General features: G+C 62.4%; 15 protein-coding genes. 4 read left to right on the forward strand and 11 right to left on the reverse strand.

Annotated features, from left to right (window positions below; translation table 11 throughout):
- Nucleotides 1-2: 2 nt before the first annotated feature.
- Together FB009_RS02135 and FB009_RS02140 are read left to right on the forward strand one after the other, a co-directional pair.
- Nucleotides 3-776, forward strand: a complete 774-nt coding sequence (locus tag FB009_RS02135; RefSeq protein ID WP_020487360.1) for a thiazole synthase — start codon at nucleotides 3-5, stop codon at nucleotides 774-776.
- Entirely contained in the window at nucleotides 773-1,378 is a 606-nt protein-coding gene (locus FB009_RS02140) for a thiamine phosphate synthase (RefSeq protein WP_101795492.1), read from the forward strand. The genes FB009_RS02135 and FB009_RS02140 overlap by 4 nt, the downstream gene beginning before the upstream one ends.
- Nucleotides 1,379-1,645: 267 nt before the next feature.
- Here the strand turns inward: FB009_RS02140 and FB009_RS02145 are convergent, their stop codons facing one another.
- Nucleotides 1,646-2,851, reverse strand: a complete 1,206-nt coding sequence (locus tag FB009_RS02145) for an MFS transporter (RefSeq protein WP_024311040.1) — start codon at nucleotides 2,849-2,851, stop codon at nucleotides 1,646-1,648.
- A gap of 75 nt (nucleotides 2,852-2,926) precedes the next feature.
- Between FB009_RS02145 and FB009_RS02150 the strand changes: the two genes are divergently transcribed.
- Nucleotides 2,927-3,916 (forward strand): AraC family transcriptional regulator, encoded by a 990-nt coding sequence (locus FB009_RS02150; RefSeq protein WP_018210042.1) that lies wholly within the window; start codon nucleotides 2,927-2,929, stop codon nucleotides 3,914-3,916.
- Between the two features lie 11 nt (nucleotides 3,917-3,927).
- Here the strand turns inward: FB009_RS02150 and FB009_RS02155 are convergent, their stop codons facing one another.
- The 3 genes from FB009_RS02155 to FB009_RS02165 all read right to left on the reverse strand — a co-directional run bounded on the left by FB009_RS02155 (nucleotide 3,928) and on the right by FB009_RS02165 (nucleotide 6,195).
- Nucleotides 3,928-4,818 carry a dihydrodipicolinate synthase family protein gene (locus FB009_RS02155; RefSeq protein WP_101804685.1) on the reverse strand — a complete coding sequence of 297 codons (891 nt, stop codon included), beginning with the start codon at nucleotides 4,816-4,818 and terminating at the stop codon, nucleotides 3,928-3,930.
- Between the two features lie 48 nt (nucleotides 4,819-4,866).
- On the reverse strand, nucleotides 4,867-5,505 hold the full coding sequence (locus tag FB009_RS02160) for a LysE family translocator (RefSeq protein ID WP_024311042.1): 639 nt from the start codon (nucleotides 5,503-5,505) through the stop codon (nucleotides 4,867-4,869).
- A gap of 78 nt (nucleotides 5,506-5,583) precedes the next feature.
- Nucleotides 5,584-6,195 (reverse strand): LysE/ArgO family amino acid transporter, encoded by a 612-nt coding sequence (locus tag FB009_RS02165; protein WP_018012546.1) that lies wholly within the window; start codon nucleotides 6,193-6,195, stop codon nucleotides 5,584-5,586.
- A 94-nt stretch (nucleotides 6,196-6,289) separates the two neighbouring features.
- On the opposite strand from FB009_RS02165, the gene FB009_RS02170 reads away from it, so the two are divergent.
- On the forward strand, nucleotides 6,290-7,189 hold the full coding sequence (locus tag FB009_RS02170) for a LysR family transcriptional regulator ArgP (RefSeq protein ID WP_018012545.1): 900 nt from the start codon (nucleotides 6,290-6,292) through the stop codon (nucleotides 7,187-7,189).
- A gap of 239 nt (nucleotides 7,190-7,428) precedes the next feature.
- On the opposite strand, the gene FB009_RS02175 is transcribed toward FB009_RS02170, so the two are convergent.
- From FB009_RS02175 to FB009_RS02205, 7 genes are all read right to left on the reverse strand, one after another.
- The gene (locus FB009_RS02175; protein WP_018210046.1) at nucleotides 7,429-8,514 is read right to left on the reverse strand and encodes an ABC transporter ATP-binding protein; all 1,086 of its coding nucleotides are present in this window, start codon (nucleotides 8,512-8,514) and stop codon (nucleotides 7,429-7,431) included.
- Between the two features lie 12 nt (nucleotides 8,515-8,526).
- A complete protein-coding gene (locus FB009_RS02180) occupies nucleotides 8,527-10,449 on the reverse strand; it encodes a glycoside hydrolase family 127 protein (RefSeq protein ID WP_018210047.1) in 1,923 nt (640 codons plus the stop codon).
- 18 nt (nucleotides 10,450-10,467) lie between these two features.
- Nucleotides 10,468-11,331 (reverse strand): carbohydrate ABC transporter permease, encoded by an 864-nt coding sequence (locus FB009_RS02185; RefSeq protein WP_024311044.1) that lies wholly within the window; start codon nucleotides 11,329-11,331, stop codon nucleotides 10,468-10,470.
- Nucleotides 11,328-12,245 carry a carbohydrate ABC transporter permease gene (locus FB009_RS02190; protein WP_018012542.1) on the reverse strand — a complete coding sequence of 306 codons (918 nt, stop codon included), beginning with the start codon at nucleotides 12,243-12,245 and terminating at the stop codon, nucleotides 11,328-11,330. Before FB009_RS02190 ends, FB009_RS02185 begins: the two co-directional genes overlap by 4 nt.
- A 124-nt stretch (nucleotides 12,246-12,369) precedes the next feature.
- Complete coding sequence (locus tag FB009_RS02195) at nucleotides 12,370-13,605, reverse strand: ABC transporter substrate-binding protein (RefSeq protein ID WP_024311045.1); 1,236 nt, start codon at nucleotides 13,603-13,605, stop codon at nucleotides 12,370-12,372.
- 53 nt (nucleotides 13,606-13,658) lie between these two features.
- Nucleotides 13,659-14,636, reverse strand: a complete 978-nt coding sequence (locus FB009_RS02200) for a LacI family DNA-binding transcriptional regulator (RefSeq protein WP_234890004.1) — start codon at nucleotides 14,634-14,636, stop codon at nucleotides 13,659-13,661.
- Nucleotides 14,637-14,911: 275 nt separating this feature from the next.
- A complete protein-coding gene (locus FB009_RS02205) occupies nucleotides 14,912-16,153 on the reverse strand; it encodes a saccharopine dehydrogenase family protein (RefSeq protein ID WP_018210050.1) in 1,242 nt (413 codons plus the stop codon).
- Between the last annotated feature and the right edge of the window lie 8 nt (nucleotides 16,154-16,161).

Raw genomic sequence — 16,161 nt, forward strand, 5'->3', positions numbered from 1 at the left:
ACGTGCCGCTGTTCTATGGAACCGAAATTCGGTCGCGGCTCCTGCTCGGCACCGCCCGCTATTCCTCTCCGGCCGTGCTTGCCGAAGCGGTGCGGCGGTCACGCACGGATGTCGTCACGGTGTCGCTTCGCCGCGAGACGGCAGGCGGGCGTCAGGGCGGCGCCTTCTTCGAGCTTATCCGCGAACTCGGCGTGCGTGTGCTGCCCAACACGGCCGGCTGCCATTCGGTCGCCGAGGCTGTCCTGACCGCGAAAATGGCGCGCGACGTTTTTGAGACGGACTGGATCAAGCTCGAAGTGATCGGCCACCAGGATACCTTGCAGCCCGATGTCTTCGGTCTCGTCGAAGGCGCGCGCATCCTCACCGGAGAAGGCTTCGAGGTCTTCCCCTATACCACGGACGACCTCGTCGTCGCCGAACGGCTGCTCGAGGCGGGTTGCAAGGTACTGATGCCCTGGTGCGCGCCGATCGGCAGCGCCATGGGGCCGCAGAACATGCAGGGCCTGCGTGCCATGCGGGCGGAATTTCCCGACGTGCCGCTGATCGTCGACGCCGGCATCGGCCGCCCTTCGCACGCGACGACCGTCATGGAACTCGGTTACGACGCGGTCCTGCTCAACACGGCCGTTGCAGGGGCTGCCGATCCCGCCGCGATGGCGGAAGCCTTCGCCATGGCTATCGATGCAGGATACGCCGCCCATGGCGCCGGCATGCTGGAGCCCCGCGACATGGCCGTTCCCTCAACACCCGTTATCGGAAAGGCGGTTTTCTCGTGAAGCTCGACCCCTTCTATCTCATCGTCAACAGTGCCGCCTGGATCGAACGCCTGGTACCGCTCGGCGTCAAGCTGGTGCAGCTCCGCGTCAAGGATCTCGGCGCGGACGATATTCGCAGTCAGATCCGCCTGGCCAAGGCGGTCTGCTCCGCCCATGCCTGCCAGCTCATCGTCAACGACTATTGGAGACTCGCGATCGAGGAAGGTTGCGACTTCGTCCATCTGGGCCAGGAGGACCTGGCGGACGCCGATCTCGGCGCAATCCGCACGGCCGGGCTCAAGCTGGGCCTCAGCACCCATGATGAAGCGGAACTGGAAACGGCGCTCGCGGCCGGGCCCGACTATATTGCGCTCGGGCCGATCTACCCGACCATCCTCAAGAAAATGAAATGGGCGCCGCAGGGCCTGGAGCGGCTTTCGACCTGGCGCGACCGGATGGGCCGCCTGCCGCTTGTCGCGATCGGCGGCCTCAACCCCGAGCGTATCGAAGGCGTTTTCGCCCATGGTGCCGACAGTGCCGCCGTGGTGACCGACATCACGCTGAACGCCGATCCGGAAGCACGGACGAGGGAGTGGATCCAAAGAACAGACAGGCGGAGGTAAACAGCTCGGTTTTTTTCTTGTTAAGGCTGCAATCACAATCTTTTGAAGTAAGCTGCACCTGCCACACTACCGGATCGCCCCTCAGGCTGGCAGGAACCTATAAACAGATGAACTTCGTCCACGCCTTCCGCTCCCGCAAGCCTCCATGTGCAGCAATCATAGGGCTGCTCTTCGGGCCCGAAGTGGTGATGAGATGAAGCTTCCGTCACCAGTTCGCGCGACCGCCTGAGTGCAGCCACGGAAACGCCCCGCTTTAAATGCTCCGCTTCAAACACCGATGCTCCGCCGGGAAGTCGCGACATAAAGCGCGCTGGCAAATGTCGCGGCGGCGCAGTAGGTGATGGCGCCGAGCGGGCCGAAAGCGTCCACGAAGAGCCCGCCGAGCACGGCGCCGCTGGCGATGCCGACCTGGAATGTCGCGACGATGAGGCCGCCTGTGCTTTCCGCATGTTCGGGAGCGGCGCGCACCATCCAGGTCTGGACGGCGACCGGCAAGGCTCCGAAGGCAAAGCCCCAGATGGTTACCGCCGTGGCCGAAACGACATCCAGCGAACCGAAGGTCACAAGGAGAAATGCCATGGCCGCGATAAGCAGCGTTGCGAGACCAACGGCCGCCGTGATGCTGCGTTCGATGATGAGCCCGCCGGCGATGTTGCCGAAGAAGCCGCCTATGCCGTAGGCGAGCAGGATCAGCGAGATCGCCTCGATACCGAATTCCGGCACTTTCTCCAGGAACGGACGCACATAGGTGAAACCGGCAAAGTGACCCGAGACGAATAGCAGAACCGTGATGATCCCGATACGGATGCTCGGCCTGCCCAGGAGATCGAACAGAAGCTTCAAACTCGGGGCGGATTGCGGCGGCAGCCGGGGTATGCTGACCATCTGCACGATCAGCGTCACGGCGCCGACTGTCGCGGCCATCAGAAATGCGGCGCGCCAACCCCAGAGATCGCCGATGTAAGCGCCGATCGGCGCGGCACAGACCGTTGCCACCGAGACCCCGGTGAAGACGATCGACATAGCGCGCGGCACGAGAGACATCGGCACGAGACGCAAGGCGATTGCCGCCATCATCGACCAGAAGCCGCCGAGCCCAACGCCAAGAATGACCCGTGCGGTAAGGAGCATTGCCAGGTTGGTCGCAAAAGCTGCGATGAGACTGGAAACAATCAGCGCGAGAGTAAACCCCCAAAGCACGAGCCGGCGGTCGAACCGGCGCGTGGCGATGGCAACGGTCAGTCCCGCGACCGCGCCGACGACGGCGGTAGCCGTGACCGCCTGGCCGGCCGTGCCGGTGCTGATGCCGAGATCGGCCGCCATCGGGGTGAGGATGCTGACGGGGAGGAATTCTGCGGTTACGAGGCCGAACACGCCGAGCGCAAGTGAGCCGACACCGGCCCAGGCCGGATCGATCCGCTCGTTGGTTTCCGGTATGAGCGCGGCATCCAGGGTAGTCGCTGTATCTGTCATAAGAGCGGTCTCCATGATGGGGTCCGGCTTAGATAGGGCGTGACGCCCTGGACATTCCATGCTAGATATTCCGCAATGCTTGACCATTCGTCCAAAACCTCCTCTCCCGCTTCTGAGGATTTTCTGACCGAGCTGTTGCGCGGGCTCCGTCTCGACGGGGTGGATTACGTCCGCTGCGAATTGACGGCACCCTGGGGGATCTCATTTCCGGCGCAGGAGACGGCGCGCTTCCATTTCATCTGCGGAGATTGCTGGCTGCGCGTCGCCGACGGGGACTGGATCGAGCTGAAGCGCGGCGATGCCGTGCTCCTGCCGCGCGGTGGCGGGCACGCGCTGGCAAGCATGCCGGGTGAAAAGCTCTCTGCCCTCGATGCCTATTCGGTCCAGGAAGTATGCCATTGCGTCTACAATGTCTGCGGCGGCGGGCGCGGCGAGACCACCATTCTTTTCTGCGGCAGCCTCAGGTTCAACATGGATTCCATGCATCCCCTGCTGCGCATGATGCCGGACGTGATGCGAATCAACGCACTGACCGCCAGCGAGCCGGCTATCCCGCACATGCTCGACGCCATGGCGCGGGAAGTCGGCGCCAGCCGCGTCGGTTCCGGCGGTGTCCTGGCGCGGCTCGCCGACGTGCTCGCGGCCCTCATCATCCGTTCCTGGGTTGAACACGGATGCGGCAATACCAGCGGCTGGGTGGCGGCGGTCCGCCACCCCGGCCTCGGCCGGGTCATCGCGGCCATGCACCTCGACCCGGAAAAGGCCTGGACCGTCGACTCCCTCGCCAGGCTGATGGGCGCCTCGCGTTCCGGCTTCGCTCAGCAATTCGCCAGCGTGGTCGGCGAGACGCCGGCCCGCTACCTTGCGCAAGTGCGTATGCACCAGGCACGTCAGTGGCTGACCCGCGACCGCATGCGTATCTCGGTCGTGGCACGTCGCCTCGGCTATGATTCGGAAGCCTCCTTCAGCCGCGCCTTCAAGCGCGTGATCGGCCAGCCGCCGAGTCATTATCGTGGCGCCGACCCGGCCGAGGCCTCTACGTTCGCTGGCGAGAGCAGACCCTGAATCACGATGCGTCAGAGCGCGATGCGGGTGAGAGCATCCTTCACCCTCGCCATGTCGGTCTTCCCCAGGGGAAGGATCGGGCGCGGCGGGTCGACTCCGACAAGGCCCAACAGGTCGGCCATGGCGTACATGACACGGAAGCTGCCGAATTCCTTAAACAGGTTCCACAAGGGCTGGAAGGCCCGATCGAGGCGACGGGCCTCGGCAAGATCGCCGGCTCGAGCCGCGCGCGTGAGAGCAACGGCTTCTGCAGGCATGAGACCTGCGACGACGCTGTACCAGGCGTCACAACCCGCGAGCAACGCGTCGGCAGCGCCCCAATCGCCACTGTAACCGATAGAAAAGCCTTCGGGGATGCGCGAACGCATGCGCGCGAGCTCACCCGCGACATCGCCTTGCGCGGGAAGCGGCATCTTCACGGCGGCAATGTTCGGGACCCTCGCCAGACGGACGATCAGATCGTCGGTGAAGGTGAAGCGGGTCGTGCTCGGATTGTTATAAATGCAAAGGGGCAGCTGGCCCGCTTCCGCGACAGCGGAAATATGCTGGAAAACCTCCTCATCCGTCAGGGGAGTATAGGACATGGGGGCCAATAGAAGCCCGCTCGCTCCGGCCATTCTTGCATCGCGCGCGAGTGCATGTGCCTCGTCGGTTCTGAGGGCGCCGACGCCGACAATGACGGGTATCCTGCCGTCGACGCACTCGATCGCCACCTCAACGGCGCGCTGTCGCTCACGCCGCGAAAGAAAGGCGTAGCCGCCCGTGCTCCCGAGGAGGCCGATCGAATCGGCACCGGCCGCAGAAATGCGTTCGAAAAGCCGTGCGAGCGCGGCCGTGTCGACATGCCCCGAGGCATCCGCTGGGGTTATGGAAAAGGCCGAAAGGCCGGCAAACAACGTCATAGCATCCCACTATCAGAGCGTTTCACTACACAGCTTCCCTTATCACCTCTATATGCGCAACAGCAGCAGCCGGAGACCGGCAAAGCCGAAAAACAGCGCCAATACGCCCTCGATCCAGCGCCTTGCGCGACGATAGAGTCGCACCATGGGCGCCGTCGAAAAGACGAGCGCATAACCGCAGAAGATCGTGACGCTCAAGACCGCGCAACCGCCGAGGATCGCGCCAAGCGTGTGCCACGACGAGCCCGGGCCAAGTCCGAGCGTCACCAGGGCGATCCAGGCAAGGATCGATTTCGGGTTGCTGAGATGCATGAGCAGTCCGCGCCGATAGAGCTCCGCGGCCGTCGCGACGGCCCCATTGCGGCTGCTATCCGAAGCAGTTTGCGGGTCGGAAGCAAGCGCGGATTTTCCGGCCTTGAAGGCGAGATAGAGGAGATACAGGCCACCGAAGATTTTCAGAACGATCAGCGCTTCCGCATAGCGGGTCAGGACTGCCGAGACGCCGGTCGCAGCCATCGCGCCCCAGAAGAACGAACCGCTGACGACGCCGGCAGCGAGTATCAGGGCCGCGCGTCGTCCGCTATGCATCGCCACGGCCATGATTTGCATGTTGCTGGGACCGGGACTTCCGGCTGCGATCACATAGGCTGCATAGACGATCAGGAGATGGTGAAATTGTGCGGACACTCTGAGGACCCGTTCATGTCGTCTGTTGTCAAGAAAGCTCGCTTGGAGCGTAGCGCGCAAGGCGACCGCGGTCGAATCCTACAGATCTCTCAGCAGATTAAAAGCGATCAACCACATGGTTAGCGTGATGAAAGTTTCCAGAATTCGCCAGGACGCCGGCTTCGAGAAGATCGGCCGCAGCCAGGTCGCGCCGTAGCCGAGAGAAAAGAAGAACAGGAGCGAGCCGGTCACGGCGCCCGCCGCAAACGACGCCTCGTATCCCGGAAACCGGGTCGAGATGGTACCAAGCAGCACGACCGTGTCGAGGTAGACATGCGGGTTGAGCCAGGTCAAGGCAAGGCAGGTCAAAAGGACCGTCCTGACGCTCGCAAAACCCGCCCCCTCCTGTACCGCAAGTGCTTCCGATGAGCGGAGCGCGGAATAGAGGCTTTTCGCACCGTACCAGATCAGGAACGCCGCGCCTCCGTAGCGCATGATCGGATCGAGCCAGGGCAGCAATGCTGCGATCTGGCGAAAACTTGTCACACCCAGCGTGATCAGCAAGGCATCCGACAATCCACAAATCAGGCAGACGGCGAATACATGTTCGTTGCGCAGGCCCTGGCGCAGCACAAACGCATTCTGCGCGCCGATCGCAACGATCAGGCTGAGACCCGTCACGAGCCCTGTGCCGAAAACCGGAATATTCATGTCATATCGCTCCCAACGCCGAGCCTTTCCGCTACCGCGTCTGGTGAATTCAGGCTAGTTAATGTTACTAATCACGATTAAGCACAGCTAATCCATGCTCGACTACTCCGCTCTCCGCGCCGTCTCGGCGGTCGTTCAGACCGGCAGCTTCGAAAAGGCTGCCGGCCTTCTCAACGTGACGCCTTCGGCCGTATCGCAGCGGGTGAAGCAGCTTGAGGAACGTCTAGGCGTGGTGCTGATTGCGAGAGGCAATCCCTGCACCGCGACCGAGAAAGGAGAGTGGCTCTGCCGGCACATGGAGAATGTCGGCATGCTTGAAGCCGAGCTGTTCCAGCATCTGCCCGATCTCCTCGATCCGACGGATCCCGAACCAAGAGTAACTCTGCACATCGCGACGAATGCCGACAGTCTCGGAACATGGTTCCTGACGGCAATGTCGAGCTTCGCCAGGCACTCTCCCTACCTGCTCAACATTGCGATCGACGACGAGGACCATACCGCCGAATGGCTCCGGCGCGGGCGTGTGGTCGCCGCGGTCACCAGCCTGGAAAAGCCGGTTCAGGGCTGCCGCCGGCTTTTCCTCGGCGCGCTGCGCTATCACGCCACTGCGAGCCCCGATTTCGTCGCCCGCCATTTTCCGCAGGGTGTCACCGCAAATTCCATCGGCAGAGCGCCCGCCTTGACCTTCAATCAGAAGGACAGGCTCCAGGGCCGGTGGATCCGTCAGGTGTTCGAGGAAGACGCCAATCCTCCGACGCATTGGCTGCCCTCGACCCCGGGTTTCATCGAGGCCAGCCTTTCCGGCATGGGATGGGGCATGAATCCGGCACCACTCGTGCGCGAGCACCTCAGCTCCGGGCGGCTGGTGGAACTGATCCCGGAAACGCCTTTGGACGTTCCGCTCTATTGGCAGATGAACCGACTTGCCGCCGACCGCCTGGCGGAGCTGACGCGCGAGGTCACGACCGCGGCCAGGCATCACTTGTTGGGGTGAGAGGTGTCCGCGCTCCGGGCAACCATTCGGAGATTGCCGGTCACGCTGCGACAACTGCCCCTCATCCCGCTGCCGGAACCTTCCCCCCGCAAGCGGGGAGAAGGGATATGCCGCGCCGCCGAAGTCCCCTCTCCCGCTTGCGGAGAGCGGGTTAGGGTGAGGGGCAAGCCGCAAATCGACGAAGCCGCCGCCTCACTCAAGCCCCATCATCCAGCGGCCGGGCTCCCTCCTCCGCTGCTCTAACGCAAACGTCGGCCGTCCCCGGCAAAGAACCGTCTTCTGTCCTCTGGCACGGAAAACGATACCCTCTCCCCCACCTGCCAGTCCGGCCCTTCGCGTTGTTCGACGACAAGGCTTTGACCGTCCTCAAGTTGGCAATAGAGATAGCGCGTGCCGCCGAGATATTCCGAGAATTCGACCTGGGCGGCAATCCGCTCCGCGCCGGGTTCGCAGACCGTGAGGTGCTCCGGCCTCATCCCGAGCCTCAGGCGATCCCCCGGAGCCAGACTGCTGCCATCGATCGGAGCCCGAAGCGCTGCGCTGCCGATGTGGACGGTTCCGTCTCCCTGCCATTCGGCCTCAAGGAAATTCATGCGCGGCGAACCGATGAAACCCGCAACGAACATGTTGGCGGGATCCTCGTAAACCTCGCGGGGACTGCCGGTCTGCTCGATCCGGCCGTCACGCAGAACGACGATCTGGTCGGCGAGCGTCATCGCCTCCGTCTGATCGTGGGTGACGTAAATCATGGTATTGCCGAGTTCGCGGTGGAGCCGTGCGATCTCGATGCGCATCGAAACACGCAGCTCGGCATCGAGGTTGGAAAGCGGCTCGTCGAACAGAAACACATCCGGCTTGCGCACGATCGCCCGGCCGATCGCCACGCGCTGGCGCTGCCCGCCCGAAAGTTGGCCCGGCCTTCGGTCAAGCAGGGGATCGATCTTTAGGATCGCCGAGACCTGCGCGACGCGGCGCTCGATATCGGCCGGATCCGTCCGAGCCATCTTGAGTCCGAAGCCGAGATTTTCGCGAACGCTCATATGCGGGTAGAGCGCGTAGGACTGGAAGACCATCGCGATGCCGCGCTCGGAAGGGTCGAGGTCTGTCACGTCCCTGCCCTTGATTGCGATCTCTCCCTCCGTCACCTCCTCGAGCCCAGCGATCATCCGCAGCAGGGTCGATTTCCCGCAGCCGGACGGGCCGACGAAGACGACGAAATCGCCTTCCTCGATCGTCAGGTCGATCCCGTGGATGACCTCCAGGTTGCCGTAGCTCTTGCGTATATCGCCGAGCACGACGCTCTTATTGCCGATGCCGTTCGCCATCCTCGCTATCGCCTATCTGTCTGACTGCACCCAGACGAGCATCTCGCCCGGCGCCCTGTTGTCCCAGAGATGATAGGGCACGAAGCGCGCCTTGTGAGGCACACGCGCAGCCGGTTCCTCGCGGTAAAGCGCTTTGCCCCAATTCTCGGTCTCTTCACGCTCGACCGCCAGGTCGACGGCGACGGCGCCGTTCAGTTCCTCCATGACCACCGTCTCGGCAGACGGAAGTTCGCGGGGGAGCACGATCGCGTTCAGATCCCCGCCGTTGTCCGCCGCCTCGGCACAATAAACGAGGGGACCGCGCATCAAAGCCACGCGACCGACGTCCTGCCGGACCTTCGGATTGGCATATTGCGGGCGAAGCGTGAGCGGCAGATAGAGCGCCACGCGGTCACCGTCCGACCATTCGCGTTCGATGCGCGCATAACCGTCGGCGAGATGGGCCGACAGATCGAGCATCGAACCGTTGACGCTGAGCGTCGCTCCTGCCGCCCATTCCGGGATGCGCAGGGACAGCGCGAACCGGGCCGGACGGTCGAGCCTTGCCGTGAAGGCGATCGCGCCGTCCCAGGGATAATTGGTCGCTTGCCTGAGCTCGACCTCGGCGCCATTCGCGAGTTTCAGCCGCGCAGCGCTTTCACCATAGAGATGAACGGCGATCTCATCTTCTGCAACCGCATACATGTAGGAACCGATGGAGGTCACGAGCCGCGCGATGTTCGGAGGGCAGCAGGGGCAATGATGCCACTTCCAGCGATGGTGCCGACCGGTGCTTTCGAGCGGGTTGTCATAGAAGAAGGTCTTGCCGTCGATCGAAAGACCGGGCAGCGCACCGTTATAGAGCGCCTGCTCCATGATGTCGGCATAGCGCCGGTCCGGTCCGCGGCCGAGCATGCGGCTCGCCCAGAAAACGAGGCCGACGGAGGCGCAGGTCTCGGCATAGGCGGTGTCGTTGGGCAGATCGTAATAGTCCGTGAAGCCCTCGTTCGAGGCGGCGGGACCGATGCCGCCCGTGACGTACATCTGCTTCGTGACGAGGTCGTCCCACAGCGTTTCCAGCGCCGCCGTCAGACTGTCATCCTTGTACTCCGTCGCAATGTCGGCCATGCCGGAATAGAGATACATCGCGCGTACCGCGTGGCCGACGACCTTCTTCTGGTCGCGCACCGGTTGGTGCGCCTGACCGTATTCATAGGTCTTCTGGATGAAATTCTCCGGATCGCGGCCGTCGCGTTTCGCTTCTTCGGTAAAGAAATGCGGCTCGGTGCCTCGCTCGTCGATAAAGAATTTCGAAAGGTCGAGATACTTCTTCTTTCCCGTGACGCGGGCAAGCCTGACGAGCGCCAACTCAATCTCCTCATGGCCACAATAGCCGGGGATCTGGCCTTCTCCGCGCCCGAAAACCGTAATCATGTAGTCGGCAAAGCGGCACATGATATCGAGTAGCTTGCGCTTGCCGGTCGCCTGATAGTAAGCGACGGCCGCTTCGATGAGATGGCCGGCGCAGTAGAGTTCGTGGTGATCGCGCAAGTTCGTCCAGCGGCGGTGGGGCTGGACGCGCTGGAACCAGGCATTCAGATAGCCGTCCTCGTCCTGCAGCTCCTCGTACATGTCGATGATCCGGTCGGCGCGGGCCTCGAGTTCCGGGTTGGGGCGCCGGTAGAGCGAATAGGCGATCGTCTCGATCGACTTGCCGAGGTCGGAATCCCAGAACATCTGCGTAGTGCCTCCCCATGGCTGGATCGGAATGACGATTCCGGGGCTCGGCTGACTGACGTCGATCGCCTTCAGCATGCCCGCCTCGACGCACCGGTCGAGCAGGGTTTCGGCGGTGGATTGGCAGACGGCATCCTGCCATTTCCCCCAAAATCCGCCGAGCTCGACGTCGGGAACGGAAACTGGTCGGAACTGGCGGTCTTTCACGGTCTTTGTCATGGTTCGCTTTCTCTCGGATCATTTCACCGCGCCGGCCATAAGCCCGCGCATGTAATAGCGTTGCAGAAGAAGGAAGACGAAAAGGCAGGGCACGACCATCACCGCGACGCCGGCCTCCACCGCGCCCCAGTTGATCGCGCCGAGGCGGCCGGCGCGCACCGCGGTCATCAACACCGGCAGCGTGTAATTGTCGTTGCTCGAAAGAAGCACCAGCGCCGCGAAGAACTCGTTCCAGGCATTGAGGAAGGCGAAGATCGACACGGTCGCAATCCCCGGCATCACGAGCGGCAGCAGCACCCTGACGAGCAGTCTCAGGTCGCGCGCGCCGTCGATGCGCGCCGCCTCCTCGATTTCCTTGGGCACGGCATCGAAGGCGTTGCGCATCATGAAGACGGAGAAGGGAAGCTGCAGCGTCACATAGACGAGCATCAGGCCAAGGAGCGAATTGTTTAATCCCAGCCGCGCCAGGATAATGAAGAGCGGCGTCAGGATCGACTGGAACGGGATCATCAGCGTTGCGATGATCAGCACGAACAGCGCATTTTTGAAGGGAAAACGGTAGCGGGAGAATCCGTATCCGGCGAGCACGCTGACCGCTACGGTCAGGACGACGGTCCCGATCGACACGACGAGCGAGTTGAACATGTGCTGCCAGATTCCGCTACCGAAGCTGTCGAGTGCGCGATAGGCATCGAAGCTCAGTCCGGAGAGGGGCCATGGTGGCAGCGGCGGCCTTCCGGACTCGCTGTTCGGCCGGAAGGAGGCGAGAAAAGAAACGGCAAAGGGCGCCAGGAAGAAGAACGCCGCGCCTATGCCGATACCGTGATAGGCGATCCTGTCCCGGAGCGCCTTTCGAGCGCGGATTTCACGGCGTATCCTCATGGGCGTTCGTCCCCCACCTTTAGCAGCCAAAGCTGGACCACGCTGAGCGTCACCAGGATCAGGAGGAGCGCGATCGAAAGCGCCGCACCGTAGCCGAGATTGAAGGACACGAAGGACTGGTTGAAGATGTAATAGACGACGGAAATCATTTTGTTCTGCGGACCGCCGCTCGTCATGATGTAGAACTGATCGAAAGCGAGGATCGAGCCGGTCACCGAAAGGATGAGCGCCAGCGCCATGGTCCGGCGCATCAGGGGCAGCGTCAGATGTCGGAAGCGCTGCCAGCCGCCGGCGCCATCGATACGGGCGGCCTCTGTCAGCTCCGTCGGGATCGCCTGCAGTCCGGTCAGCAGGATGATCATGGTGAAGCCGGCGATTTTCCAGACCACCATCACGATAATCGTCATGAAGGCGGTGTCGAACTTGGCGAGCAGGTTGATCCGACCGGCGGTCAGACCCAGCATGTCGAAGAGAGGCGCGAAGAGCCCGCTGTCGACATTGGCAAGCCAGACCCAGAGCAGCGAGGCGGAAGCCAACCCCACCACGACAGGCAGAAAGACTATGGTGCGGTAGAGCGAGACCAGTGGTCTCTGTTTCTCCACGAAAAGCGCCAGCGGAAAGGCGACCGCGAAAATCGCTATGGTGACGATTAGGGTGTAGTGGGCAGTGAAACCGAGTGCATTGAAGAAACGCGCATCGGTGAACATCCGCGTGTAGTTGCGCAGACCGATCCAGGCCGGCTCACCGAGCAGCGGCCATTTGTGAAGGCTCATCCACAGCGTGAAGAGCACTGGCAACACGAAGAAGATCGTGACCAGCCCCATGGCCGGCGCGATATAGACGAGCCCGCGCCACCCGGATTTCCGCTTCAGGCGGCTCCGGCGCGTGGTCGATGTGAGACTTGACGTCATCATGGATGCGCTTTTCTAGGAATTCTGGACGGTGTCGGAAGGGCGTCTGCCCTTCCGGAAGCTTGAGCGGGAGCGGACTGCAGAGCAGCATCGTGGGTTTGCCACGCCGCGCCATGTCCGCTAGGTCTTACTGCCCCGCGTCGATGATCGACTGCATCTCTGCTTGCGCATCCGCGAAGGCACCGTCGACGTCGTCGCCGTAGATCGCGGCATTGGTGAAGGTCGCCCATGGGCCGTTTGCGCTGTTGATCAGATCGTTGAACTGCAGCGTGTAGGGCGTCTTGGCGACGGCGATCGCGTCGAGACCGACCTTCAGGCGCGGGTCGAGGCCCTCGAGCACCTCATTGGCGATGTCGCCGCGAGTCGGCAGGCTGCCATACTTCGCCATGATCTTCTGGCCTTCGGGCGAATAGGTGTATTCAAGGAATTCCTTGACGTCCGCGAGCTTCGGCGTGCCCTTGGTAACGACGAAATTGTCCCCGCCGGCAAAGGAGGACGGCTTGCCGTCGACGCCCGGGATCAGCGTCACGCCGAAATCAATCTCCGGATGCTGCGTCACCAGTGTGCCGATCGCGAAGGCGCCGAGGCTTTGCTGGCCGATCTTGCCATTGGTGAAGCTCAGGAAATTCACCCCGTTGTCGCTTGCAGCACCTGCCGGCACCAGATCCTTCGCGATCATGTTGCGGTAAATGTCGACGGCCTTGCGCATCTGGGGCGTGTCGAGCGTCGCCGTCTTGCCGTCGGCCGAAAGGATATCCGCACCCGCACCCCAGGTCAGGGGCGTGAAGGTGAATATCATGCAGCCGCCGCAGCCGCCGCCGGAGAAATAGAAGCCATATGTATCGCCGCCGAGCCCACGGATTTTCTCGGCGTTGGCAGTGATCTCCTCCCAGGTGGCCGGCGCTTTTTCAGGATCGAGGCCGGCCTTCTTGTAGAGGTCCTTGTTCCAGGCGAAAATCGAGGTCTCGACCGTCAGCGGCAGGCCGTAGATCTTGTCCTCATAGGTGCCGAGCTTGACGTGCGATGGCGACAGCGAGTTGAAATAGGGTAGCGCCTTCGCCCAGTCGGTGAGGTCTTCCAGCTGGCCGGCAGCTGCAAAGGCCGGCGTGTAGATCAGGTCGAGGGACAGCGCGTCGGGTGCCTGCCCGCCGGCGATCGCCGTGGCATATTTCTGCACGAGCTCGGCAAAGGGCACCTCAGTGAGTTCCACCTTGTTCTCGTGCGCTGCGTTGTAGGCCTTCACGACTTCCTTGAACGAGTCGCCTATACCCGAGCGCACCCACATGCTGATCGTCTCGGCCGAGGCGACCGAGATCATGCTGGCCGAAATGAGGGCCGTTGCCGCCATAAGTTTCGTGAACATTTCGCATTCCTCCCAAATGCGGGGCCACCTTGGAGTGAGCCCCATCTCCTCAATCAGTTCTGCTGGCGCCCGCCTCCGCAGGAGTCCCTTATGACCAGTTTGCAGGGCAACCTGCGCAGACCGGGTTCGATCGCCCGCCCCTCCGCAAGCGCAAGCACCATCAGGCCCGCTTCGCGCCCAAGTTCCTTCAGGTTCGTGTCGATGGTCGTCAGCGGCGGCCGTGTCTGTGCCGCCATGATCTCCCAATTGTCGAAACCTATGACCGAGACATCCCCCGGCACCCGGGCGCCGCGCTCGCGCAGCGCATCGGCCACGCCGCGGGCGATCTGGTCGTTGCCGCAAAAGATGCCGTCGGGCCTTTCGCCGCCCTCTTTCCAGATCCTGTCGATCGCTTCGTGGCCCCAGGCCTCCGACCAGACGCCGTGCAGCACCGGCGCGCCGTTGCCAGCCACGGTACGGAACGCCTCGGCGCGCTCCACAGCGGATACGAATTCCCGCGGGCCGGTGATATGGACAAGCCGCTGGCGGCCAAGCTCCTTCAGCCACTCGGTGGCAAGCGTCGCTCCGTGCCGGTCATCCGACGTCAGCGTCACGCTGCCCGGCTCGCCCTTGGTGAAGGCGTAGACGACCGGCACCGGCAGGCCAGCGAGGTCGACCGGGAGAGACCTGTCGACCCGCTTGCCCGTCGCGATGATGCCGTCCACCTGCTTGTCCAGCATGGCGTCAACATGGATTTTTCCCAGGGCCGGGTCATCCTCGATGGCGCAAAGAAAGACCGACACGCCATGATCCACAAGCGCCTCGGATATTCCGGCCATGACCGGAAGCGTGAAGCGCCCATAGGTATCGTTCGTCAGAAGACCGACGGTGAAGCTCCGGTTGCTGAGCAACCCTTTCGCCAGCGCATTCGGACGAAAGCCGATCTGCGCGGCAAGAGTCTTGATCCGCTCGCGCGTGTCGGCGGCCATGCGGCCATTGTCGTTGAGTGCCTTCGACACGGTCGAAACACTCACGCCGGCGACCCTCGCCAGATCGTGAATGGTGACGCGATGACCCTTGCCGCGCTGAGAGCTCAGTTTCGCCTCCTCCCGAGAGAACCAGGGATGAGAAAACCTTTTCTCACACGCGAAGTCAATATGGGAAAAGGTTTTCTCAGGAAGAAGTATGATTATTCGGCAAAAGCCGATCTTTGCGTATCCGCCTCTCGGCAGTGACGGGCCCCGCAGGGGACCCGCCACAATTCAGAGTGGGTGTTTTTCTCCGCTCCCGGCGGAGAATGCGGGCCGATTGTACGGCGGCCACATGTTCACGAAAAGCTGAGCGGCCGGTCACCCTCGGCATCCTTGATGCGTGTGGGCAGACCAATGCGGTTCAAGAGGTCGAGGAAGGGCCGCGGCGGCAGTTCTTCGACGTTCGCCATCTGCTTTACATCCCATTCGCCGCTGGCGATCAGCATTGCGGCCGCAACCGGCGGGACGCCGGCGGTGTAGGAGATGCCCTGCGAACCCACTTCTTCGAAGGCCTGCTTGTGATCGGCGACGTTGTAGATGAACACTTCGCGCTCTTTTCCATCCTTGAAGCCCTTGACGAAGTCGCCGATGCAGGTCTTGCCTTCGTAGCCCGGGGCAAGCGACGCCGGATCAGGCAGCACGGCCTTGACGACCTTGAGCGGGACGACCTCGAGCCCTTCAGCCGTTTTCACCGGCTGCTCGGAAAGGAGTCCGAGATTTTTCAGGACGGTAAAGACGTTGATGTAGTGGTCGCCGAACCCCATCCAGAAGCGCACATCGGCGCCGTCCATGTTCTTCGACAGCGAGTGGATCTCGTCATGGCCGGTCATATAGGCCTTGCGCTTGCCGACGACGGGCAGGTCGAACTCCTTGCCGATTTCGAACATGCGGTTCGTCTGCCAGGCGCCCTTCTGCCAGGAATAGACGACGCCGGTAAATTCACGGAAATTGATCTCCGGATCGAAATTGGTGGCGAAATATTTGCCATGATTGCCGGCGTTGATGTCGACGATATCGATGGTGGTGACCTTGTCGAAATAATCGTCCCTGGCAAGGCGCGCATAGGCGTTGACGACGCCCGGGTCGAAGCCGACGCCGAGAATGGCGGTAATGCCCTTCTCCTTGCACTCCGCTGCGCGCTTCCACTCGTAATTACCGTACCACGGCGGCGTTTCGCAGATTTTGTTCGGCTCCTCGTGGATCGCCGTGTCCATATATGCCACACCGGTGTCCATGCAGGCGCGAAGCACTGACATGTTGACGAAAGCCGAACCGACATTGATCACGATCTTTGAGCCGGTGCTCGCGATGAGCGCTTTCGTCGCCTCGACGTCGAGGGCGTCGAGCGCATGTGCCTCGAGCCTCACCTCGGTCTTCAGGCTTTTCTTTTCCCGCACGGACTCGACGATTGCGCGGCACTTCTCGACCGTGCGCGACGCGATATGAATATCTCCCAATACATCGCTGTTCTGGGCGCATTTGTGCGCCACGACCTGTGCCACGCCACCGGCGCCGATGATGAGAACGTTTTTCTTCATTTCGGGGG

It is taken from the genome of Sinorhizobium medicae (genome assembly GCF_007827695.1).
GTDB lineage: Bacteria > Pseudomonadota > Alphaproteobacteria > Rhizobiales > Rhizobiaceae > Sinorhizobium > Sinorhizobium medicae.